Annotated in this window: 16 protein-coding genes; 7 read left to right on the top strand and 9 right to left on the bottom strand. The window is 66.9% G+C overall.

Annotated elements, in window-relative coordinates; translation table 11 throughout:
• Positions 1-7: 7 nt before the first annotated feature.
• The 4 genes from yajC to AC1DZQ_RS04640 all read left to right on the top strand — a co-directional run bounded on the left by yajC (position 8) and on the right by AC1DZQ_RS04640 (position 5889).
• Positions 8-430, top strand: coding sequence for a preprotein translocase subunit YajC (gene yajC / locus AC1DZQ_RS04655; protein ID WP_476962415.1), 423 nt, complete (start codon positions 8-10; stop codon positions 428-430).
• Positions 431-535: 105 nt separating this feature from the next.
• Positions 536-2311, top strand: a complete 1776-nt coding sequence (secD, locus tag AC1DZQ_RS04650) for a protein translocase subunit SecD (RefSeq protein WP_476962390.1) — start codon at positions 536-538, stop codon at positions 2309-2311.
• Complete coding sequence (gene secF, locus AC1DZQ_RS04645; RefSeq protein ID WP_476962389.1) at positions 2312-3331, top strand: protein translocase subunit SecF; 1020 nt, start codon at positions 2312-2314, stop codon at positions 3329-3331.
• 239 nt (positions 3332-3570) lie between these two features.
• Positions 3571-5889 (top strand): RelA/SpoT family protein, encoded by a 2319-nt coding sequence (locus AC1DZQ_RS04640; protein ID WP_372702891.1) that lies wholly within the window; start codon positions 3571-3573, stop codon positions 5887-5889.
• Positions 5890-5923: 34 nt separating this feature from the next.
• On the opposite strand, the gene AC1DZQ_RS04635 is transcribed toward AC1DZQ_RS04640, so the two are convergent.
• The 3 genes from AC1DZQ_RS04635 to AC1DZQ_RS04625 form a co-directional block, all read right to left on the bottom strand.
• Positions 5924-6601 (bottom strand): hypothetical protein, encoded by a 678-nt coding sequence (locus AC1DZQ_RS04635; protein ID WP_476962388.1) that lies wholly within the window; start codon positions 6599-6601, stop codon positions 5924-5926.
• A 101-nt stretch (positions 6602-6702) separates the two neighbouring features.
• Positions 6703-8493: a DUF349 domain-containing protein gene (locus AC1DZQ_RS04630; protein WP_476962387.1), complete on the bottom strand. Its 1791-nt coding sequence runs from the start codon at positions 8491-8493 to the stop codon at positions 6703-6705.
• A 61-nt stretch (positions 8494-8554) separates the two neighbouring features.
• Positions 8555-9361: a peptidylprolyl isomerase gene (locus AC1DZQ_RS04625; protein WP_476962386.1), complete on the bottom strand. Its 807-nt coding sequence runs from the start codon at positions 9359-9361 to the stop codon at positions 8555-8557.
• A 278-nt stretch (positions 9362-9639) separates the two neighbouring features.
• Here AC1DZQ_RS04625 and hisS point away from each other — a divergent pair, with 278 nt between their 5' ends.
• Positions 9640-10983, top strand: coding sequence for a histidine--tRNA ligase (gene hisS, locus AC1DZQ_RS04620; protein ID WP_476962385.1), 1344 nt, complete (start codon positions 9640-9642; stop codon positions 10981-10983).
• On the opposite strand, the gene AC1DZQ_RS04615 is transcribed toward hisS, so the two are convergent.
• Positions 10980-12311: an APC family permease gene (locus AC1DZQ_RS04615; protein ID WP_476962384.1), complete on the bottom strand. Its 1332-nt coding sequence runs from the start codon at positions 12309-12311 to the stop codon at positions 10980-10982. The two genes, hisS and AC1DZQ_RS04615, sit on opposite strands and share 4 nt — an antisense overlap.
• Before the next feature lie 123 nt (positions 12312-12434).
• On the opposite strand from AC1DZQ_RS04615, the gene aspS reads away from it, so the two are divergent.
• Both aspS and AC1DZQ_RS04605 read left to right on the top strand, forming a co-directional pair.
• On the top strand, positions 12435-14219 hold the full coding sequence (aspS, locus tag AC1DZQ_RS04610) for an aspartate--tRNA ligase (protein ID WP_476962383.1): 1785 nt from the start codon (positions 12435-12437) through the stop codon (positions 14217-14219).
• A gap of 101 nt (positions 14220-14320) precedes the next feature.
• On the top strand, positions 14321-15166 hold the full coding sequence (locus AC1DZQ_RS04605; RefSeq protein WP_476962382.1) for a GNAT family N-acetyltransferase: 846 nt from the start codon (positions 14321-14323) through the stop codon (positions 15164-15166).
• A 19-nt stretch (positions 15167-15185) separates the two neighbouring features.
• On the opposite strand, the gene AC1DZQ_RS04600 is transcribed toward AC1DZQ_RS04605, so the two are convergent.
• The 5 genes from AC1DZQ_RS04600 to AC1DZQ_RS04580 form a co-directional block, all read right to left on the bottom strand.
• A complete protein-coding gene (locus AC1DZQ_RS04600; protein WP_476962381.1) occupies positions 15186-16433 on the bottom strand; it encodes a glycosyltransferase in 1248 nt (415 codons plus the stop codon).
• 25 nt (positions 16434-16458) lie between these two features.
• Positions 16459-18081 (bottom strand): ArnT family glycosyltransferase, encoded by a 1623-nt coding sequence (locus AC1DZQ_RS04595; protein WP_476962380.1) that lies wholly within the window; start codon positions 18079-18081, stop codon positions 16459-16461.
• Between the two features lie 39 nt (positions 18082-18120).
• The gene (locus AC1DZQ_RS04590; protein ID WP_476962379.1) at positions 18121-19410 is read right to left on the bottom strand and encodes a glycosyltransferase family 2 protein; all 1290 of its coding nucleotides are present in this window, start codon (positions 19408-19410) and stop codon (positions 18121-18123) included.
• Between the two features lie 112 nt (positions 19411-19522).
• A complete protein-coding gene (locus AC1DZQ_RS04585) occupies positions 19523-20233 on the bottom strand; it encodes a hypothetical protein (protein WP_476962378.1) in 711 nt (236 codons plus the stop codon).
• Positions 20230-22743 (bottom strand): galactose oxidase-like domain-containing protein, encoded by a 2514-nt coding sequence (locus AC1DZQ_RS04580; RefSeq protein ID WP_476962377.1) that lies wholly within the window; start codon positions 22741-22743, stop codon positions 20230-20232. Before AC1DZQ_RS04580 ends, AC1DZQ_RS04585 begins: the two co-directional genes overlap by 4 nt.
• Positions 22744-23004 lie beyond the last annotated feature (261 nt).

Raw genomic sequence — 23004 nt, 5'->3', positions numbered from 1 at the left:
CGACATCATGACGATTCTCCTGTTCGTCATCCTTGGACTTTTCGTCTTCATGATGTTCCGCCGCAACAAGAAGACCCAGCAGCAGCAGGCCCAGCTTCAGTCCAAGTTCGAGCCCGGTGTAGAGGTCATGACCAGCTTCGGGCTGTTCGGCCGGATCGTCAACATCGATGAAGCCGAGAACAAGGTCACGCTGGAGCTCTCCCCGGGGAACACCGCCACCGTGCACCGCCAGGCCGTCACCAAAATTGTGGAGCCGGTCGTCGCGGCCGAGGAGCCGACGGTCGTTCCCGACGACGCGTCCTCGCTGACCACCGAGAAGCTGGGTGCTGAGGGGACGGACGCCAACGCCCCCGTCCACGACGCGCCGCACACCGAAACGCCCGAGGAAACCCTGCGCCGCCTCAACGACGAAGGCAAAAAAGACAGCTAGTCTGCCTACCTGAGCTATCCCGCGAAGCAACGGTTGCGGGCATCCGTCGGCGGGGCCCCAGAGCCCGCGCCGGCGGATCCGCCGCAAATAATAGAAAGATCGACAATGGCACGAACTGGCCCCAAAAACTCAGCCATCAGGATGCTGGTCTGGCTTGGCGTACTCATCGCCGCCATGACGGCTGTCCTGGCGGGCGGCACGATGGCAGGCCAGGCGGGCTGGGCTCCAAAGCTCGCACTGGACCTTGAAGGTGGCACCCAGATGATCCTGGCGCCCAAGGTTGAGGGCGGTTCGGGTATAACCGAAGACCAGCTCAACCAGGCCGTGGCGATCATTCGACAGCGCGTCGACGGCTCGGGCGTCGCGGAAGCGGAAATCAGCACGCAGTCCGGCCGCAACGTCGTCGTCAGCCTCCCGGGAACGCCTGCCAAGGAAACCCGTGCGCTGATCCAGGCCTCCGCCGACATGAACTTCCGCCCGGTCATCCAGACGGGCCCCGGCGCAGCGGTCCCCGCCGCGTCCCGGACGCCAGAGGCCCAGCTGCCGAAGCCGACGGCCGCCCCCGCCAACAGCAGCGATGAGAACTGGATTACCCCCGAGGTCTACAAGCAGTTCGAGGCGCTCGACTGCGACAACCCCTCCCAGGACAAGCAGCAGCGGTCCGACCCGACCAAGCCGCTGGTGACCTGTGAGCCGGCGTCGGCCAAATCGCCGGCCATCAAGTACATCCTCGGCCCGGTGGAGGTGAAGGGCTCGAACATCAAGTCCTCCTCGTTCCAGCTGCAGCGCGGCGCCCAGGGTGCCGTGACCAACGAATGGGCCGTCAACATCCAGTTCGATGATGCAGGCACCACCAAGTTCAAGGAAATCACCGAGCGCCTGTACCAGTTCTACGCCGCCGGCGGCGGCCAGACCGGCTCGGATCCGAAGTCCCAGTTCGCTATCGTCCTGGACGACCAGGTCATCTCCGCCCCGCGCTCCCTCGCCGTCATCACCGACGGCCGGCCGCAGATCACCGGCGGGTTCACCGAGGAGTCGGCCAAAGCCCTCTCCGACCAGCTCCGTTTCGGGGCCCTGCCGATCAGCTTCGAAATCCAGAGCGAACAGCAGATCTCGGCAACCCTCGGCGGGGAGCAACTCCGCATGGGTATGCTCGCCGGCGTGATCGGCCTCCTGCTGGTGTTTATCTACTCGCTGTTCCAGTACCGGGCCCTTGGCCTCGTGACCGTGGCATCCCTCGTGATCGCCGGGGTGCTGACGTTCCTGGCCATCGCCATCCTCGGCTGGACCGAAAACTACCGGCTTTCCCTCGCCGGCGTCGCCGGCCTGATCGTGGCCATCGGCCAAACGGCCGACTCGTTCATCGTCTACTTCGAACGCATCCGCGATGAGCTCCGCGAAGGCCGCGGCCTGGTCTCGGCCGTGGAAAACGGCTGGAAACGCGCCAAGCGCACCATCCTCGCCTCCAAGGCCGTGAACCTCCTCGCAGCCGTGGTGCTGTTCTTCGTGGCGGTAGGCAACGTCCGCGGCTTCGCGTTCACGCTCGGCCTCACCGCAATCGCCGACCTCATCGTCGTCTTCATGTTCACTCACCCCACCCTGCAGCTGCTGGCGCGGACCAAGTTCTTCGGCGAAGGCCACCGGTTCTCGGGTCTGGACCCGAAGCGCCTCGGCGCCGTTCCGCTGTACCGCGGTGCCGGCCGGGTCCGTACCCCGGAGGACAAGCCCGTGGCAGTAGTGCGCGCGAAGAACACTGGCGCCGCCGCCGAGGCAGAACGCCGGATGACCATTGCAGAACGCCGTCTCGCCGAAAAGCAGGATCAGGCACAACAGGCACAGCTCGCCGGTACCTCCAAGAGCGCGTCCAAGGAGGGCAAGTAAATGGTCAACTTCTCAACATTCGGCAATGAGCTGTACACGGGCAAGCGCTCGTACGACTTCGTCGGTTACAGGAAGATCTGGTTCCTGATCGCCGGGATCGCGGTCGCCCTCTCCATCCTGATCCCGATCGCCAAGGGTGGTTTCAACCTCGGCATCGAGTTCCGCGGCGGCTCCGAGTTCACGGTTTCCAACGTCAAGACCACCGAGTCCTCCCTCGGCGAGAAAGCCATCAAGGACGTCGTGGCGGGGTCCGTGCCGCGCGTGGCGAACGTCGCCGGCACGACCATGCGGATCCAGACTGACAAGCTCTCCGACGACGAGACGCTGCAGATCAAGGAGGGCCTCACCAAGGCCTATGGCGTGACGGATAACGAAGTCACCTCAACGTTCGTCGGCCCCACCTGGGGTGCGGACGTCACGAAGCAGGCGCTGATGGGCCTGGCGATCTTCGTGGGCCTGGCCGCCGTCCTGATGGCGCTCTACTTCCGGACCTGGAAAATGTCGCTCTCGGCACTTGTCGGCATGGCCGTCACGTTGTTCATGACCGCCGGCGTTTACGGCCTCAGTGACTTCGAGGTGACGCCGTCGGCCATCATCGGCTTCCTCACGGTGCTCAGCTATTCGCTGTATGACACCGTGGTGGTGTTCGACAAGATCCGGGAAAACACCTCGGACATGCAGGCCTCCACCCGGCGGACCTTCGCCGAAGAGGTCAACCTCGCCATCAACCAGACCCTGGTCCGGTCCATCAACACCATGGTGGTGGCCATCCTGCCGGTCGGGGCTATCCTCTTCATCGGCGCCGGGCTCCTCGGTGCCGGAACGCTGCGGGACCTGTCCCTGGCGCTATTCGTGGGCATCCTGGTGGGCACTGCCGCCACGATCTTTATCGCGGCTCCGCTGTACGCCGCGCTGCGGCAGGGCGAACCTGACCTGGTCAAGCAGGCCAAGCGGGTGGAACAGAGGCGCGCCGAAGCGGCAGCCAAGACCGCAGCGCCGGCGTCGCCCGCTACGGCCTGAACACACCGGCCAGCAACGCCTGAACCGGCTTAGACGGCCAGCATTCGGGCCGGAGACCGTCCATTTCGACGGCCTCCGGCCCGTCGCCATTTCCGGGCCGGTTATCGAAGTATCCTGCTGCGGGAATAGACTTGAATAATTAACCGGTTGCGAGAGGTGCTCCATTGGAAGAACGTTCGACGCCGGTGCCTGAGGCACCTGCGGACAAGGGCCAAGGCCAGGGTTCTCAGACTGACCTGGTGGTTCCCGGACGTCCCGATGTTCCCGTGCCCGTTGACAATTCGGGCGCCCGGCCGACGTTCCCTGGCCGGCGCGAGCGCACGAGGTCCCGCCTTGCCCGGCTGACAGGACGAGGTGCCCCCGCATACTCCCCGATCCTGGAGCCGTTGCTGCGCACGGTCCGTGCCAACAACCCCAAAGAGGATTTCGACCTCATCCAGCGCGCCTTCGTGGTGGCCGAGCGCTGCCACCGGGGCCAGAAGCGCAAGAGCGGCGACCCGTACATCACCCACCCGGTCGCGGTGGCCACCATCCTCGCCGAACTCGGCCTGAGCGGCACCACGCTGGCCGCGGCCTTGCTGCACGACACCGTCGAAGACACGTCCTACACCCTCGCCGACCTCAAGACTGAGTTCGGCCCGGAAGTGGCCATGCTGGTGGACGGCGTCACCAAGCTGGACAAGGTCAGCTTCGGTGAGGCAGCCCAGTCCGAGACCGTGCGCAAGATGGTCGTCGCCATGGCCAAGGACATCCGCGTCCTGATGATCAAACTCGCCGACCGGCTCCACAACGCCCGCACATGGCGGTTCGTCTCGGCTGAGTCCTCGGCCCGTAAGGCGCGCGAAACCCTGGAAATCTTCGCGCCGCTGGCCCACCGGCTCGGCATGAACACCATCAAGTGGGAGCTGGAGGATCTGTCTTTCGCTGCCCTCTACCCCAAGGTGTACGAGGAAATCGTGCGCATGGTGGGGGACCGGACCCCGGAGCGGGAAAAGAACCTGGCGGTCATCCGCAACCAGATCACCGAGGACCTCCGGGCAGCAAAGATCAAGGCCACGATCACGGGACGGCCCAAGCATTACTACTCGATCTACCAGAAGATGATTGTCCGCGACAAAGACTTCGATGACATCAACGACCTCATGGGCGTCCGTGTCCTGGTCGATTCAGTCCGGGACTGCTACGCGGCCCTGGGCGCGATGCACTCACGCTGGAACCCCCTGCCCGGGCGGTTCAAGGACTACATCGCGATGCCCAAGTTCAACATGTACCAGTCGCTGCACACCACGGTGATCGGTCCCGGCGGCAAGCCGGTGGAAATCCAGATCCGCACCCACGAAATGCACCGCCGGGCCGAGTACGGCGTCGCCGCGCACTGGAAGTACAAGGACCAGCCGAACCGGACGGCCGCCGGCCCCGGCAGCCCGCGCGACGGCGACATGGGCTGGCTGCGCTCCCTCGTGGACTGGCAGCAGGAAACCTCGGACCCCGGCGAATTCCTGGACTCCCTGCGCTTTGAGATCAACGCCCGCGAAGTGTTCGTCTTCACCCCCAAGGGCGAGGTCATGGCCCTCCCCGCCGGGTCCACGCCCGTCGACTTCGCGTACGCCGTGCACACCGAGGTGGGCCACCGGACCATCGGCGCACGCGTCAACGGCAAGCTCGTTCCGCTCAACAGCGAACTGAACCACGGCGACTGGGTCGAGATCTTCACCTCCAAGGCCGAAGGCGCCGGCCCCAGCCAGGACTGGCAGCACTTCGTCAAGAGCGCCCGGGCCCGGAACAAGATCAGGCAGTGGTTCAGCAAGGAACGCCGCGAGGAAGCCATCGACCGCGGCAAGGACCTGCTCACCAAGGCGATGCGGAAGCAGAACCTCCCGCTGCAGCGGCTGATGACCCACGACGCCCTCGCGGCGATCGCTGAGGACTTCAAGTACGCCGACATCTCCGGGCTCTACGCCGGCGTGGGCGACGGCCACACCTCCGCACAGTCCGTGATGGAACGTCTGGTGGAGAGCCTCGGCGGAAATGAGCACCCGGACGACGCCCTCACCGAGGTCTCCATCCCCACCCAGGTCAGCAAGGCCCGCTTCTCCGATTCCGGTGTTGTTGTCCGCGGCGTGGACGACGTCTGGGTGAAACTGGCCCGGTGCTGCACCCCGGTCCCGCCGGACCCGATCCTGGGCTTCGTTACGCGCGGCTCGGGCGTCTCTGTACACCGGACCGACTGCACGAACGTGAGCGGCCTGATGGACCAGCCGGACAGGATCGTGGAGGTGGACTGGGCCCCCACACAGTCCAGCGTGTTCCTCGTGGAGATCCAGGTCGAGGCGCTGGACCGCAAATCGCTGCTCTCCGACGTCACCCGGGTGCTCTCGGAAAACCACGTCAACATCCTGGCGGCGAGCGTCCACACGTCCACGGACCGCGTGGCGATCTCCAAGTTCGCGTTCGAGATGGGCGATCCCAAGTACCTCAGCCACGTGCTCAGCGCAGTGCGCAGGATCGACGGCGTCTTCGACGTGTATCGCACCACCGGAAACCGCCGCCGCAGCTGAGCCGACCCGGCTCGCGCCACGGCGGTAACCCGGTCTAGCCGGCTGCATCGGCTGGCGCCGGCGCTGACCCGAGGGCGGCGAGCTTCGCCAGGGCCGCCCGTTTATGTGGGACGCGCGGGCTGGCATCGATGGCAAGCCTGAGCGGCCGGAGACGCACACCCAGCTCGGGCCGGGCCAACAGCGCCCTCAGGGCCGGGACGGCCCGTTCCGCGTCCACGTGCAATGCCACGTCCATGGCCGTGCGCAGCGGACTGGACACCATCAGGCCTCCCATGCTCACGACGTCGAACGGCCCCAGCCGAACTTCGTGGAAGGTGCAGCCGCGCACGGAGCGCAGGCTGGAAATCCGCCGGTTGGCGTCAACCAGCAGCGCCAGACGGTCCGGCTCTGTGGCGCACCCATAGATCCATGCCGCGGTCATCCGGCCCGCCACGACCCGCTGCCGGATCGCCGGCGCCACCGCCAGGGACGCGGCCCGCGCGCGAAGCTGCGGACTGGCATGGGCCCCGGGTGGCAGGTAGCCGCGCTGATAGAGCTGCGTCAGCACGCCATCGGCTGCCATGGCCTGCAGCTCCGGCCAGGAGAACAGCGCGCCGGGGGAGTAAAGCTCGCAGTGCTCCGGCCCCTGCCCCGGACCGTGCTGGCCCGGAGTCGAATGCCCCGGAATGCGCTGGCCCGGAAGGGCGGCGGGAGCGCGGGGCATGAGTACCATTCCCCCATCGTTCCGGGTTCGCCGGACATAGAACAGGCCCCGTTCCGGTCATGTGGATAACCGAAACGGGGCCTGTACTGACTTCCTGGAGTGCCGCGTGCCTAGGAGAGTTCGCTCGCTGAGCGCTCGAGCTGTTCCAGCCAGGCCTGGCGGGCCTCAAGGGCCTCCCGGGCTGCCTTGATCTTGCGCTCGTCGCCGGCCTTCTCCGCCTTGGCCAGGTCTTCCTTGAGGCCGGCAATGGCGGCTTCGAGCTGGGTCAGGGCGCTATTGGTGCGCGCCTTCGTCTCCGGGTTGGAGCGCTTCCAGTTTTCGTCCTCGGCATGGCGGACAGCGTCCTCCACCTTCCGCAGGCCGGCCTCGACGCGGCCCATGTCGGCGCGCGGAACCTTGCCGGCTTCTTCCCAGCGGTCCCGAATGGACTGCAGGGCCTTTTTGGCTGCCGCGAGGTCCTTGATCGGCAGGAGCTCGTTGGCTTCCACCAGAAGGGCTTCCTTCACCACCAGGTTCGCACCATATTCCTGGTCGATCTCGTCGTTGGCTGCCTGCCGGTTGGTGAAGAAGACGTCCTGGGCGGCGCGGAAGCGGGCCCACAGGGCGTCGTCGTCCTTGCGGCTGGCGCGGGGTGAGGCCTTCCACTCGTCCATCAGGCGGCGGTACTCGCCGGCGGCAAAACCCCAGTCGGTCGAGGAGGAAAGGGCCTCGGCCTCGGTGATCAGCTTCTCTTTCGCGGCCTTGGCCGCCGAGTTGTTGCTGTCCAGCTGGGAGAAGTATGCGCGGCGGTGCCGGTCAAACACCGTTCGGGCGGCGCGGAACCGCTTCCACAGCGCGTCCTCGTTGCTGCGGCCGAGCCGGACGCCGCTCTTCTGCGCGGTCTTCCAGCTCTCGAAGAGTTCGTTCATCCGGGCGCTGGAGGTCTTCCACTGGATCTGCGCGGGATCGTGGCCGGCGATTTCCTCGGCCTCGGCAACGATGGCCTCGCGGGCGGCAAGCTCAGCGGCGCGGACGGCGTCGTGCTCGGCCTTCTCGGCCTTTTCGAGCTCGCTGATCTGCGTCACCAGTGCGTCCAGGCGGGCCTCGGCGGAGCGGAAGTCGCCCACCATGTTCCGCTCGGCGAGCTGCTCGCGCAGATGCGTGACGGTTTTCTGCATGTCCGCGGTGGGCGCCTTGGAGCTCACACGCTGTTCAAGCAGGACGATCTGGGCCACGACGTCGTCGAACTTCCGGGCGAAGTAGCCCAGCGCCTCGTCGGCGCTGACGCCCGGGTACTGGCCTACGGGGTATTCCGTGCCGTCAACGGTCAGGAAGACGTGGCCGTCGCCTTCAACACGGCCCCAGCGGGCCGCTTCGGCCAGGGAGGCTGCGGAGGACACGGCCACCGGGGCCGGAGCCGGTGCGGCCGCAGACGGCTTGGCCTTCGGCCGGGCGGCAAACGCTGCCGGGCTCGGCGCGGGACGTGCGGCCGGCGCGGCGGCGGGCGTCGGAGCAGTAGTGGCCCCGGCTTCAGCAACAGGCTCGGTTGCCGTCTCCGCGGACGGTGCCTCGGCGGGCTCGCTTGCCGTCTCCGGTGCCTCGGCGGGCTCGGTTGAGGTCTCCGCGGACGGTGCCTCGGCGGGCTCGGTTGAGGTCTCCGCGGACGGTGCCTCGGCGGGCTCGGTTGAGGTCTCCGCGGACGGTGCCTCGGCGGGCTCTGCAGCCTCGGGTGCCTGTGCAGCCTCCGGTGCCTCTGAAGCCTCGGAGGGCTCCTCGCCTGCCGCGGCCGGGGCCGCGGGTGCTGCACTCTCGCCGGCGGCGTCTACTTCAGCGCCTGCACTCTCGGCTGGGGTTGCCTCGGCTTCGGTTTCGTTGGCAGCTGCTGTTGCCAATGTTTCGTCGGATTTCTGACTGTCTGTCACCGCTAGAAGTCTTTCGCTTGGAGGGAAATACCGGGTCCACGGCCTTCAGGGCCGCGGCTGGTTACTTCAGTGAGAACGAGTCTATCGTGACTGGTTCCACAGGTGCGCCGTCGGTGGCGCTGTCGCCGGGCTTCAGTCCGGCGGCGGCAATCCCGCTGACGACGTCGAGCCCCGAGGTCACCTTGCCCACCACCGTATAGCCGCCGGCGGCATCCGCCGGAATGACGGTGTCCTTGTACACAATGAAGAACTGCGTGCCGTTGCCGTTGGCGTTTCCGCCGGTCCGGGCCACGGCGATGGTTCCGGCGGGGTACTTGTTGTCCGGCGGGGTGTTTTCCAGCGGGCCCCAGGTGTAGCTCGGGTCGCTGCTGCCGTCGCCGGCCTTGGAACCGCACTGCAGTACGCCGAAGTTCTCGGCCGTGGTCAGCCGGTGGCAACTGACGCCGTCGTAGAACTTTTGGTCGGCAAGGGATTTGAAGACCGCCGCGGCCTGTGGGGCCTTCGTACCGTCGAGCTCGACGCCGAGCGCGCCGCGGTTCAGCTTGAGTTCGCCCGTGAACGTCTTGCCCGCGGCGGTTTCCGGCTTGGGGATGTTCCCGGCATTCGTGGGGGCAGCCGTGGGCGTGGCCGATGCGGACGGGCTCTTCAGACCCTCCTGCGCGGCCGCGAACTCCTCTTCGGTCGGGTTTGACGCGAAGACGGTCAGCTGCAGCACCAGGGCCAGACCGATGGCCGCGGTGCCGGCGCTGATGGCGAAGACGTTGTCGCGCTTGCGGCGCTTGTCCTGGTCCCGGCGCAAGCCGCGCCTGGCCTCCATCTGCTGGACGCGCCGCTTCGCCTCGCGTGCGCTGCGTGAACTGGCCGCCAATGGTCCTCCTGGTTGTATGGCCGCTGCCATGACGGACCGTAGGCGCCGTCGCGGCAACAGCAGCAAGCTGCCGGCAGCCCCGTCGGGGCCGGCTCCGTTGGAAGAAGCGGGCGCCGAACGCATAAACTGACTGCCGCACACAGTTTATGCACGACTGGCCGGTCTGCCGCTTATCTTCGTTACGTTTCGACAGAGAGAATGCCGCCTGACGCCCGCGCCCGAAGATACTGCAGTAGCAACGCGATACCGCAGTGGTAACCAGAGGAGAAAATTTCACCATGGCACGCACAGCCTCCCTGTCAGGATTCCCCGAGTGGCTTCCCGAGGAGCGGCTGGTGGAACTCCATGTGCTGGACACCCTGCGCCGGACGTTCGAACTCCATGGCTTCTCCTCGATCGAGACCCGCGCCGTGGAAACGGTGGGCCAGTTGCTGCGCAAGGGGGAAATCGACAAAGAGGTCTACGGGCTGAGCCGGCTCCAGGATGAGGAGGCGGACGCGGCGGCCAAGGCCGACCCGCACGCCCTCGCCCTGCACTTCGACCTCACCGTGCCCTTCGCCCGGTACGTCGTGGAGAACGCCGGCTACCTCGCCTTCCCGTTCCGCCGGTACCAGATCCAGAAGGTCTGGCGCGGCGAGCGTCCCCAGGAGGGCCGGGCCCGCGAGTTCACCCAGGCGGACATCGATGTTGTCGGCGACGGCGAGCTGCCGTTCCGCTACGACGTCGAAATCGCGCTGGTGATCGCCGAGGCGCTCAACGCGCTGCCCATCCCCGACTTCCTGCTGCGGATCAACAACCGCAAGCTGGCCGAAGGCTTCTACACCGGGATCGGGCTCACGGACACCGCGGGCGTCCTGCGCAGCATCGACAAACTCGAGAAGGTCGGGCCGGCGAAGGTGGCCGAGTTGCTCAAGGAAGAACTCGGTGCCACCGACGATCAGGCACAGGCTGCCCTGAAGCTCGCCGGCATCCGCACCACAGACACGTCCTTCGTAGAGCAGGTCCGGGCGCTGGGCGTCACCAACGAGCTTCTGGAGGAAGGCCTGAACGAACTGGAACAGGTCATTGCGGCCGCCGTCCACCACGCGCCGGGACGGGTCGTTGCGGATCTCAGCATCGCCCGCGGCCTTGACTACTACACGGGTACCGTGGTGGAAACCGTCCTGGTGGGGCACGAACAGCTGGGCTCAATCTGCTCCGGCGGCCGCTACGACGCCCTGGCCAGCAAGGGCAACCGCAAGTTTCCCGGCGTCGGCCTTTCGATCGGCGTGACCCGCCTGGTGTCGCGGATCCTGAGCCAGGACCTCGCCAAGGCCACCCGCTCCGTGCCGACCGCCGTGCTGGTGACGCTCAACAACGACGACAGCTGGGCCGCGGCGCAGGACGTTGCTGCGCAGCTGCGCAGCCGGGGCATCGCCACGGAGGTCGCCGCGAAAGCCGAGAAGTTCGGCAAGCAGATCAAGTTCGCCGACCGGCGCGGCATTCCGTTTGTCTGGTTCACTGACGACGACGGCAAGCACCAGGTCAAGGACATCCGCACGGGCGAGCAGTACGACGCCGACCCGGACGCGTGGACGCCCTCCGCGGAGGACCTACACGTGCGCGTAACCGCCGCGGGCTAGTTCTTCCGGGCAGTCGCGTTTTTGCCCCGCGTCCTGCGCACCCGCAAGACGAGGAACCGCCCGGCCACCCCTGCCGCCAGCACCGCCGCCATGAACAGCACGGAGGCCGGCGGCAGGGTGACGGCCAGGACCAGGCAGCCGAGGAAGCCCAGCACATTCAACCAGCGCGGCGCATGCCAGGGCCGGCCGGCCAGCGTGAAGGCCGAGGCGTTGGTCACGGCGTAATAGACCAGCACGCCGAAGCTGGAAAATCCGACCACAGTCATCACGTCACTGCTCAGCAGCAGAATGATGACGACGGCGGCAACGGCCAGTTCCGCTAAGAACGGGACGGTGTGGGCGCGGCCCACCCTGGCCAGCGGGGCGGGCAGGTCCCGTTCCCGCGCCATCGCCAGCGTGGTCCTGCCGATTCCGGTGATCAGGGCCAGCAGCGCGCCAAGGCAGGCGGCCGCCGCCCCGGCCTGGACGAAAGGAACGCCGGCGCTGAGCCGCGAGACCGCCACCGCGTCCAGCAACGGCGCCGTCGAAGCCGCCAGCTGCTGCGGCGGCAGGTGCCACTGCAGCAGCGCGGCCAGGCCAAGGTAGATCACGAAGGCGCCGGCCAGGGCGGCCAGGATGGCCCGCGGGATGGTGCGCGCGGGGTCCTTGACCTCCTCGCCCAGGGTGGCGATCCGCGCATAGCCCGCGAAGGCGAAGAACATCAGCCCCGCCGCGGGAAGGACGCCCCAGCCGCCGGAGGGCGGCGCAGGGTAGGCCGGCGCCGCCGACACCGCGGGGGCGCCCTCCGGGTGCGGGCCCAGCAGCGACGCCACCGCGACAAAGACGACCGTGGCCAGCACCACCGCCAGCAGGACCCGGGTCAGCAGCGCGGTCCGCGTAATGCCGAGCAGGTTAACCCCCGTGAGCACCACGACGGCGGCGACCGCCAGCGGCGTGGCATAGGCCGGCGCCACATAGTGCCCGAACGTCAGGGCCATCGCCGCGCAGGACGCCGTCTTGCCCGTCACGAAACCCCAGCCGGCAATGAAGCCGGGCCACTCGCCGARCTGCCGGCGCCCATATACATACGTGCCCCCGCTGTCGGGGTATTTGGCCGCCAGCTGCGCCGACGCGACGGCGTTGCAGTAGGCGATGGCGCCGGCCACGGCCACGGCGAGTGTCAGCAACGGCCCGGCCAGGGCTGAGGCGGGGGCGAACACGACGAACACGCCGGCGCCCAGCATGGAACCCAGGCCGATTGCGGTGGAATCGAACACGCCAAGCCGGCGCCGCAGCCGCTGCTGGCCGGCGTGGTCACCGGGCTGGGTTTCGTTGTGCCGGGTTGCCATGGCGGGACGGGCCTTCCAAACGGGTAAACTCGAACGGGATCGTTCCCGTAGCGATCCTATTAGAACGTCATTGTCTTAATATCGCTTTTGATTTTCCCTCTGTCTTCTTCAGAAAGGCGTGCTGTGCTGCGCACACATGACCTCGGATCGCTTCGCTCCGAGCACATTGGACAAACCGTAACCCTCGCCGGCTGGGTCGGCCGGCGTCGTGACCACGGTGGTGTCGCATTCGTTGACCTGCGCGACGCGTCCGGCGTCGCCCAGGTTGTGGTCCGCGAGGAAGAGGTCTTCCACGGCCTGCGCAACGAGTATGTGCTGCAGATCGTCGGCACGGTGTCCCAGCGCCCCGAAGGCAACGAGAACCCGGCGCTTCCCACCGGCGAGATCGAGGTCATGGCCGAGAAGGTCACCATCCTCAACACCTCGGACCCGCTGCCGTTCCAGATCGACGAGCACGTTGAAGTCGGCGAGGAAGCACGCCTGAAGCACCGCTACCTGGACCTGCGCCGCCCCGGCCCCGCCCGCAACCTGCGCCTGCGTTCGGAAGCCAACCGCGTGGCCCGCGAACTGCTCCACCAGGACGGCTATGTGGAGATTGAAACCCCCACGCTGACCCGTTCGACGCCGGAAGGCGCCCGCGACTTTGTGGTCCCCGCACGCCTGGCGCCGGGTTCCTGGTACGCGCTGCCGCAGTCCCCGCAGCTGTTCAAGCAGCTCCTGCAGGTGGGCGGCTTCGAAAAGTACTACCAGATCGCCCGCTGCTACCGCGATGAAGACTTCCGCGCGGACCGCCAGCCGGAATTCACGCAGCTGGACATCGAGGCCAGCTTCGTGGAACAGGACGACATCATCCGCCTGGGCGAGAACATCGTCAAAGCCCTGTGGAAGCTGATCGACGTCGAGATCCCGACGCCGATCCAGCGCATCACCTACCACGACGCCATGGCCCGCTACGGCTCGGACAAGCCGGATCTGCGCTTCGGCCAGGAGCTCACCGAGCTGACTGAATTCTTCAAGGACACCAACTTCGGCGTCTTCAAGGCACCCTACGTCGGTGCCGTCGTCATGCCCGGCGGCGCCTCACAGGCCCGCCGCGCCCTCGACGCCTGGCAGGAATGGGCCAAGCAGCGCGGCGCCAAGGGCCTGGCGTACGTCCTGTACAAGGAAGACGGCGAACTCGCCGGTCCCGTCGCCAAGAACCTCACCGACACCGAGCGTGCGGGTCTCGCCGACGCCGTCGGCGCCAAGCCCGGTGACTGCATCTTCTTCGCAGCCGGAGAGAAGACCCCCTCCCGGGCGCTCCTCGGTGCTGCCCGCGTGGAGATCGGCCACCGCACCGGCCTCATCAACCCCGCTGACTGGGCCTTCTGCTGGGTCGTGGACGCGCCGATGTTCGAGCCGGCCGCCGCCGCAGTCGCCTCCGGTGACGTCGCTGTCGGCGCCGGCCAGTGGACCGCCGTGCACCACGCGTTTACCTCGCCCAAGCCCGACTTCATGGACTCCTTCGACAGGGATCCCGAGTCGGCGCTGTCCTACGCCTACGACATCGTCTGCAACGGCAACGAAATCGGCGGCGGCTCGATCCGTATCCACGAGCGCGACGTCCAGGAACGGGTCTTCGAACTCATGGGCCTGGACAAGGCAGACGCGCAGACCAAGTTCGGCTTCCTGCTGGAGGGCTTCAAGTTCGGTGCCCCGCCGCACGGCGGCATCGCGTTCGGCTGGGACCGGGTGGTTGCCCTGCTGGCCGGCGTGGAGTCCATCCGCGACGTCATCGCGTTCCCGAAGTCCGGTGGCGGTTTCGACCCCCTGACCCAGGCTCCCGCTCCCATCACGGCGCAGCAGCGCAAGGAAGCGGGCGTCGATTTCACGCCGGAGGCCAAGAAGCCCGCGGACGGCAAGAACTAAGCTGGAAGCATCAGCATGAGCAGCAGGGGCTCCCCGGGCAACCGGAGAGCCCCTGCTGCTGTCATAATCAGCCGCATTCGTTCCGGACGGAGAGAACCTCGATGGACTTGAACCCGAACCCCGAATCGAACGCCGAAGCCATCGCCGGACTGGAGGCGCTCATGGATGCCGCGTGGCCGGCCGCCGAACGGCAGGAGTCCGGCAATTGGGTGCTGCGGGCGGCCTCCGGCGTGACGCAACGGGCAAACTCGGTCTGGGCGCGGGATCCCGTCGACGATGACCCGCACCGGCAGCTGGCCGCACTCCGGGAAGCGCGGCTTTGGTACCGGCACCGCCGGCTTCCGCTGATCTTCCAGGTCTTTGACGGCCCGCCCCATGCCGCGCTGCACGCGATGCTCGATGACGAAGGTTTCACCCGGCAGTCCGAAACCCTGGTACTGGTCCGCCAACCTGGAGCGGAGCCCGGCCCGGATTCCGGCGGCCCGGATCCCGCTGTGGAAATCTCGGCTGAGCCGTCGGCGGAGTGGCTGGAGGTGTGGTGGAGTGTCGACGGCCGCGGGGGAGCGGACGAGCTCGCCGTGGCCCGCCGGATCCTGGCCGGATGCCCGGCCCTGTACGCCCTCGTCCGGGACGACGGCGGCGCGCCGGCCGCCGTCGCGCGGCTCGCCTTGCCCGGAACCGGACCCGCAGGGCCAACCGGGCCCGGATGGGGCGGCCTTTACTGCATGGCCACGCGTCCGGACGCGCGGCGCCGGGGTTATGGCGGCCGGGTAGTCCGGGCGCTGCTGCGCGAGAGCGGGGCCCGCGGCTTGGTGGCAGGGTACTGGCTGCTGGTAATGGCGTCCAACACCGGTGCCCGTGAGCTGTACGCCCGGGCCGGCTTCCGCGAAGCCGGCCGGTACCTGTACCGGCAGGACAGGCCCAAGCGGCACCTGACCGGCTGCTAACCGGGCCGTCCGGCAGGCGTCAGGTTCCCTCTCCGGCGTGCCCAGCTCCGAGGCCGCGCGTCCCGGGGCTGTGCGCCCCGGGGCCGCGGCTCAGCTGGCGGAGGCGTCCACGAGCGCGGGCGAACCCGCCGCGGTTCGCCGGCCGGCCGGCGCCGGGCGTGCGCGCGGGTTTGGCCGAGTACACGATCCTCGAATGGTACAAATACCGCACTACGAACGCCGCCAGGAGCGTCGCGGCCTGCGCCGGGACGGCGTCGACGGCGAGGACGTTCACGGCCAGCATCAGCACCGGCAGCCGTGCCAGGGCCTCCAGATTGTTGAAACAGAACGACTGCGCAAACCGGGTCCGCAAGCCATTGGCCTTGTGCGGCAGTGTGCCGAAAACAATGTGTTCCTGCATGAGGAAGTTCGAGACAATCGTCAGCTCCGCTGCGACGACGGCGGCCGCGACGAAGTGCGTTCCGGTGGAGATCAGGAACGCCATGATCATCAGATTCAGCACGGTCCCGACAGCGCCCACGGCGGCGAACAGCGCCGCCGTTCCCGCGCGCAGCTCGCCGAGCTGCCGGAGGAAGCGCAGCCCCTGGCCCACGCCAGCCTTGGACCTGCCGGCGGTCCGCGGTCGGAGGGTGAACGGAACTTCGGACACGGTGAGTTGGTGCCGGGCCAGGATTTCGAGCAGGATCTTGAACCCGCTGGGCCGCAGCGTGCTGCACTCAATGGCGGAGCGCCGCACGCCAAAGAACCCCGTCATGGGATCAGAACAGCCCCGCAGCCGCAATGGAAACAGTGCCAGCGTGACGCGCGTGGCCCCGGCCGAGAGGACACGGCGTGACCAGGTGGCCGGGCCGCCGCCGAAGCGCCCGCTGCCGCCGCCGCTGCCAGTGCCGCGGCGGCCGGCACCATAGCGGGAGGCGACCACGACGTCGGCGTCGTTGTCTTCGAGCTCCGCGAGCAGGGCGGGGATGAGCTCCGGCGGATGTTGGAGATCGCCGCTCATCACCAGACAGAACTCGGCGCCGCTGGACCGCACGCCATCCACCACGGCGCCGCTCAGGCCGCCGTCGGGCGCCTCCCGGTGGATCACCCTGATGCGCATTGGCTCCGTCGCGGCGGCGGCCGCAATGACGTCCCGGGTGTTGTCCGTCGAGTCGTCAACGAACACGAGTTCTGCGTCGATGTGACGGCAGGCCTCGGCAGCCCGGCCGATCAATTGTTGGACGTTCGGTGCCTCATTGCGGGTGGGGACGATGACTGAAAGTTTCATGACTGCCGTCCTGTTGGTCTGCGTCCTACGTGGACGGGGGATTGATGACGCGGTGTACGCTCCATTCGCCGAAGGTCTGGACTTCCTCGGAGTTCTGCAGGGCCGTCTTCACCCGGCTCAGACCCAGGGAATCGATGTTGGCAGTGACGGACGGGCCGACGATGATCCAGCGGATCTCCCGCCACCCGCCGGGCCGTTCGACGTCGAATTGCTTGTCGAGGTCCGGTTTCTCCGTGGCGATCATGGTCCAGGCGTTGTTCCATCCGCTTGAATTCAGGTCGTGCCACATGGAGTAGGGCGCGAGGACGACGTCGCTCCGTGAGACGTTGTCCTGGACCCAGGTCATGGCGCTGCGCCAGTTGGAGTTGGTCTGGGCGGTGAGGAGGGTTCTGTCCTGTTCAAACCACTGCGGCACCGACATCAGGAGCAACGATGCCGACAGCATGGCGACGAACGCCGCCTGCAGCGGCCGGATCATGCCCGGCGCGCGGCGGGCAAGTCTTTCCACGCCGCTCCAGGCGATGTCTACGGCCGAGCCGCATGCCAGCGCCAGGAACGGGATCACCCCGATGATGTACATCGCGGGGAGATAGCCCTGGCCCAGCACGATTGGCGTGGCGAAGGAGGCAATGGCGATGAAGAGTATCCGGGACCGCGGGCGCAGCAGGCAGACGGCGGCGGCCACCAGCCCGGCCGCGATGAGGTACTTGTCAAAGTAGAGCCAGCCTGAGAGCAACTCCTCGCGGCTGGAGCCGGCCTCGAAGATGGTGCCGGAGCCGGAACGGTTCAGCAGCTGATAGGCGAGGGCGTCCTGGAGCGACACATGATCGGGTCCGGAGAGGAGCTCGTTGCGCAGCAGTGCCGACAGCGGGTAGAAGGCCAGCAGCAGTCCGCCGGCGGTGAGGAAGCCAACCACCGAAAATAGCCGGTTGCTCCATTTGGGCCGGTACATCAGGGCGAACAGCAGGGCGGGGCCGAAGATGGACAGGGTTTCCTTGGAGAGCACGGCGATCGCGAAACAGATCCCGGCGCCCACGTGGTGCCACAGCGCGTCCCGCGAGGACAGCGCCAGGTAGAAGGCCAGCAGGAGCCAAGGCACACCGATGTTGTCGAGGTAGATCTGCCGCCCGAGCACCAGGGAGAGCGGGGACAGGATGAAGAGCACAGTGGTCAGGGCCGCGAAGGGAATACGCATACTCAGCCGCCGGGCCACCATGTAGAGCAGCAGTGCGCTGGCCACGAAGTACACCGAAATCACGTACCGGGTGGCGCCGATGGTGGTGCCATCGCCGAGCCCGAGCAGGTTCGGCAGCCAGTTCAGTGCCGCTATCTGGATCCATCCCAGAGGCGGGTGGTCGTACCAGTAGGTGTAGGGCGCCAGGGTTCCTGAGTGCACGGCGAAGGCCTGGGAGGTGTAGGTGCCTTCGTCGTCCTGGTAGCTGGGCGCTCCGTCGAGATTCCACAGGCTGAGCACGGCCGCCGCGACGGCCAGCGCAGCGAGGGCAATCCTGTCCCACCGCGGGAGGCACCCGAGGTTGAACGTGGTGCCGTGCGCTGTGCCGCGGTGTTTCGGCGCGCTTTCGGCCTTTGCACCCGGGGCGCCGGCCGGCGCCGCTGGTGCATCGGGTTTTAGTTCCGTGGCTGCCATGACTGCCTCCTAAGGGGACGTTGCAATGTCCGTGGGGTGCTATTGCCGTGCCGGTGCGGCTGCGCCGGGGATGAGGTAGGACAGATGGGATCCGGAATGGTCGGTCTTTTCCCAGGCAAAATCGCGGCGCCCGAACTTGAACAAAGCCCTCAGGGCCGCGAAGGCCAGGACCATCTGGTACAGGGGAGTGCCGGCAACGAGGCGGAAGTAGTCGTACCAGCTGATGGCGAACTTATGGTCGCGGCCGAACTCGTGGAGCATGCAGACATCGAAGGCGACAGTCACCAGCGTGGGTATCAGCGGCAGGAAGGTGATCAGCGTTACCACCAGCGGGAAGTTGCCCCAGATCGCCGCGGCGATGGCGATGGGAATGCAGACTCCGGCCAGTGCCATGAAATGCTGCTGCATCAGTGTCCACCAGGCGATGGTCCGCATCCGCCGGGACGGCAGGGCCTTCCAGTCGCCCTTGGCGAAGACCTGCATGAAGCCGAGGGACCAGCGGGTGCGCTGCCGGATCAGCCCGGACAGACTGTCGGGGGTTTCCTCGCGTGTGACCAACTGCGGCGAGTAGGCCACCACGATCTTCCGGCGCAGCGTCGACAGGCGCACGCCGAGATCGCAGTCCTCGGCGAGGCAGGAGCCGTCCCATCCGCCCACCGCCGTCAGCAGCTCACGCTTGATGAACACGGTGTTGCCACCGAGGGGAATGAATCCTTGCCGGGAATGGGCGTGCAGCCTGGACCGGAACCACGTGAAGTATTCGAGGCAGTTCCGCAGCGAATACCACGTGTCCTTGTAGTTGATCAGCTGCACGGCGCCCTGGACGACGTCGGCGTTCTTGGTGGTGAAGACGCTGTCGATATGGGCCAGCAGTTCTTCAGCGGCGATCGACTCGGCGTCGAAAACCCCGACCACGCTGTTGCGGCACATTGACAGCGCTTTGTTCAGCTGCCGCGGCTTGTTCTTCCGTTCGCTGACGTCGACGCTGACCCGGACGAACTCCGGAAACTCCCGGGCGAGCCGGTGTGCGACCTCCACCGTCGCGGTGTCGTCATGTCCGACGGAGATGATGATCTCCTTGCGCGAATGGGTCTGTGCCAGGAGCGCGGCCAAGGTGGCGCGCATAACCTCTTCGCGTTCGTTCCGGCACGGCATGATCAGCGAAAAGGAATGTCCCTCCGTCCCCTGAAGACCGGAGTAGGAGGTCCGCACCTGCGTCTTGGGGTCCCACCATGCGTAGGTGTTCAGGTAAAGAGTGGACACGGCGATGGCAAAGAGCGCCAGAGCGATGATGACGACGAGGGCGCTGGCCAGGAAGGTAGCGGACATGACGGAGCTCCAATGAGGTGGGTGGACGCAGGGGATCTCGAATACGGGCGGGATCGTCAGTCGGGTGGACGGTCAGCAGGACCGCAGGCGGCCCCGGGAACAGACGGGGCGGCTAGTCGGCCGCACCGCAGGCGACGCCGTCGTGGTTGGCGTCGAGCTTTTGCGGATCGACATGCGCTTTGCGCACCGCGAGTCCGCCCTTGAAGTACGTTCGGACCTCGGTGCAGGTCCATGAATGCGGCATGGACCCGGGATCAAGGCCCGCATCCTTCATCTCCTTCAGATGCCGGCTCATGCTGGGCGGAATGGCGGGAAGGCACTGGCCGTCGGAGCCGTACTGGGGCAGACAACCGCCCAGAGACAGGCTCTTGCCGGACAGCACCGCCGCAGGGTCAACGGGGCCCCGCTGCTTGAGGCCCATGGAATTGCCGCCCTCTGGCAAGGARGCGGCCGCACCGGCCTCCGTCCGGGCCGCCTCAGCCAGGGACACTTCCGGTGCGTCGCCTGCTGACGTGGACGCCTCTGGCCCCGCGGAAACCGGGGGAATGGGACCAAGTTTCGGTTGCGCCGAGCCGGTGGCGTCCGTGGTGGCGTCCGTGGTGGCGGACGGCCCCGGCCGGGCGCCTGTGGGCGCTTCGGCCGGGGTGGCTGCCGGTGGAACTTGGCTCGCGCGCGGACCGGCATTGACGGCACTGACGGTGGCGACGGCGGACATTCCGCCCCACACCATGGCCGCCGCGGCTGCCAGGGCCGCCGTCGTCAGGGCGACGACGACGCGTCCCCCGCGCGCCCCGCGCGCTGCCGTTTCCGTGCGGGGCTTCATGAAACCCACACCCAACGGGCAACACTGGGGATTCCGTCAGCGGACAACACGGTGAGCATGTACGGCCCGGGCGGCAGGAGGTTCGGGTTGCTGGGGATTTGTGCGGTGCGGGCCGCGCCCGTGCCCGCCAGCGGCAGGTCGACGACGCGAGCGTTGGTGTCTGTCTGGTGGGTCTGGGACATCGGCGGGATGAGGGAGGCCGCCGTGACATCGCCCGTCACGCCGATCTGCACATTCTGCCCGTAGCCGGCCTGGCCGGGAGCCGATGTGATGGCCGGCCGGGGCCCCTTGAACAGGTACGGCGGACTGTAGACCGAGATCCTGGCCTCGAAGGAATTATCCAGCGGGTTGGAGCCCATGACCGCCACGCGGCCGTCCGGCAGGAGAATCGACGTCGAGTGGTAGTTGCGGCCCACAGGGTCTGCCGCCACAGTCTTCCAGGAGTTGGTCAACGGAGTGTAGATGGCAGCCGTCTGGATGTTTCCCGATCGGTTCAACTGGGCGCCGTTCGCGGCGAGCACCGAACGGTCCGGAAGGTTCAGGACGTTGACGTACATCTTGCCGGGTCCTGGAAGATCTGGTCCGGGCGCGTAGTGCGGGCTCGGCTGTTTAAGGTCGATGATGTCGACGAGGTTGATGCCGGGCGTGTTGCCGTCGGCGTTGCCGCCGCCAACGATCATGAGTTTCTGGTCCTGGGCCGGGCCGATGAAAACGGAGCCGGCCTGGTCCCTGAGGTCCTTTTGCCGCAGCCCGGGGACGTCCCAGATCTGCGCGGTTGTCCAGTCGTAGATCGACGAGCCTGTCCCCGGCAGCCCGTTGCCGAAGGTGTGGCCCCCGGAGTAGAACATCCGGCCGTTTTCGAGGAGAAACATGTGGGGGTAGGTGCCCCAGAAGCTCCAGGTCTGCGGCACCTGGTTCTGCGGCAGCCACCTCATGGCCGAGGTGTCGAACATCTCCGTCAGCACGGTGCCCTGGGCCTTTTCGTCGAGCCCGCCGGCGGACCAGATATCGCCGTTGCCCAGTTTCGTCAGCGACGGGTACCAGTGGGCCCCGGCCATGTCGGAGAGTTGATGGAAGGTGTCGTCCGCGGGGTCGAAGTAATAGCTCTTCTTGGATCCCTGGAAGGTTGTGGGCCCCACGTTGGCGGTGGGGAACGCCTGGGTGCCGCCGGCGAGGAGCACTTTCCCGTCGGGCAGGGTCACGTGTCCTGCGCAAAACATGTCGTATGGGACGGGGATGTTCTTGAAGACGTTGGTGGCCGGTGACCAGACCACCGCCCGGAAGGACCCGGCATTGAAATTCGTCTCGTCGTTGCCCGAACCGGCGATCAGCAGCAGGCGTCCATCGTGGAGCAGCGTTGAATGCAGCGCCCGCACGGGCATTTGTGAGGGAAGGGTTTCCCAGGATCCGACGGCGTCCGGCCCGCCCACCGGTGCCGGTCCCGCCGCGTCGTATTTGGTCAGCGAGTAGTTGGTGGTGGACAAGGTGCCGTTGCTGGCGATGGAAACGCCGAGGGCAATCCGATCGACGCCGTTGGGGATCGCCGGCGTTCGTGCCTGGCCAGTCGTCCAGCCGGGAACGGGCGGCAATTCCTTGAGGTCGGTCCAGTACTGCCAGCCGTTGGCGGTATGGCTGAAGACGGTCAGGCCGGACGGGCCCGCAGCAGTGGACTTGTAATCGACCTTAAGGTCGTATTGTTCCCCCGGCATGACGGCAGGTGCGCAGCCTGGTGCGTCCGATTGAATGAGTTTTGCGTCTCCGGATTGATATCCGCTGACATTTATGGCGAAGGACCGCGCGCCGGCGGGTGAATTCGCCGGGACGTCATTTGAGAGTGAAGTCGCTATTTGCCGGTTTCCCCAGCCCGCGAGCATAAAGCATGCCGGCGTAGGAGTCCCGTCTGCGAGGGCTCCGTTTATTATCAATTCGCTGGAGTTTTGCGCAGGCGCCGGGATTTCAGTCAAGGAATAGTCGTCGGTCGCCAGCGTCCCGTCAATTCCAAGCGAAAGTCCAAAGCTTATGGAATCCGTTCCCTCGGGGATCGCGGGTGTAGGGGCGGTGGCGAGGGTCCAGTCCGCGGCCGGTGCCTGCTGCTGGACGTCGCCCCAGTAGCTCCAGCCCTGCGCGGAATGGCGGAACAGGGTGAGCGACACCGGCGCCGTGGACTTGTACCAGACTTGAATGGTGTAGCCGCGGCCCGGGACCACGGCCGGTGCACATTGGGTGCTCTCCTCCTGGACGAGCTTGCGGTCGCCGGCCGTGTGGCCCTGGAGCGTGACCGAGACCGCCCGGCCGCCGAGCCGTCCCCCGACGAAGTTCCAGTTGCCTTCGGTTCCCCAGCCGGCCCGCTTGAAGCATGTGGCGTCCACGGTACCCTCCTCAAGAGACGAGTTCCTCACGAGATTGACGGCGTCGGCCGCCACGGCAACGGCGCCCACGATAAAGTTCAGGGGAATAAGGAACGCCAGGAAGAGCGCTATTAGGCGCCGGGGGCGTTGCAGATTATTCACGGCCCGCCGCATCCTGTGCGTTGCGTATTCCGCCGTTGTAAATGTTGATTGCGGTGGGAGATGATTCCGTGTTTGTCATTCTGGGAATCGGATGGTCAATGTTACACATTGAATTCCCCATTAGCGATGGATTTCAGTGACAAAGGATGCGTTTGAGTCTATGGGCGAAAAAATGCGGGGGGAACGAGTAAGAATTACCCGACTTCGCACCGTGCCGGGCGGCGGCGTGTACTCAGGTGGTGGCCGCGGACCCCGCCGAAC

The sequence above is a fragment of the Arthrobacter sp. P1_C12_2 genome (assembly GCF_056406415.1).
The sequence above is the reverse complement of the archived record's forward strand: the minus strand, read 5'-3'. Positions and strand labels throughout refer to the sequence as shown.

Coding starts and splice junctions, on each gene's coding strand:
- AC1DZQ_RS04635 (WP_476962388.1), bottom strand. CDS start 6,601: ATGGTACTCATGCCCCGCGCTCCCGCCGCCCTTCCGGGCCAGCGCATT.
- AC1DZQ_RS04595 (WP_476962380.1), bottom strand. CDS start 18,081: ATGGCAGCCACGGAACTAAAACCCGATGCACCAGCGGCGCCGGCCGGC.
- secF (WP_476962389.1), top strand. CDS start 2,312: ATGGTCAACTTCTCAACATTCGGCAATGAGCTGTACACGGGCAAGCGC.
- AC1DZQ_RS04600 (WP_476962381.1), bottom strand. CDS start 16,433: ATGAAACTTTCAGTCATCGTCCCCACCCGCAATGAGGCACCGAACGTC.
- yajC (WP_476962415.1), top strand. CDS start 8: ATGACGATTCTCCTGTTCGTCATCCTTGGACTTTTCGTCTTCATGATG.
- hisS (WP_476962385.1), top strand. CDS start 9,640: ATGGCACGCACAGCCTCCCTGTCAGGATTCCCCGAGTGGCTTCCCGAG.
- AC1DZQ_RS04605 (WP_476962382.1), top strand. CDS start 14,321: ATGGACTTGAACCCGAACCCCGAATCGAACGCCGAAGCCATCGCCGGA.
- AC1DZQ_RS04590 (WP_476962379.1), bottom strand. CDS start 19,410: ATGTCCGCTACCTTCCTGGCCAGCGCCCTCGTCGTCATCATCGCTCTG.
- secD (WP_476962390.1), top strand. CDS start 536: ATGGCACGAACTGGCCCCAAAAACTCAGCCATCAGGATGCTGGTCTGG.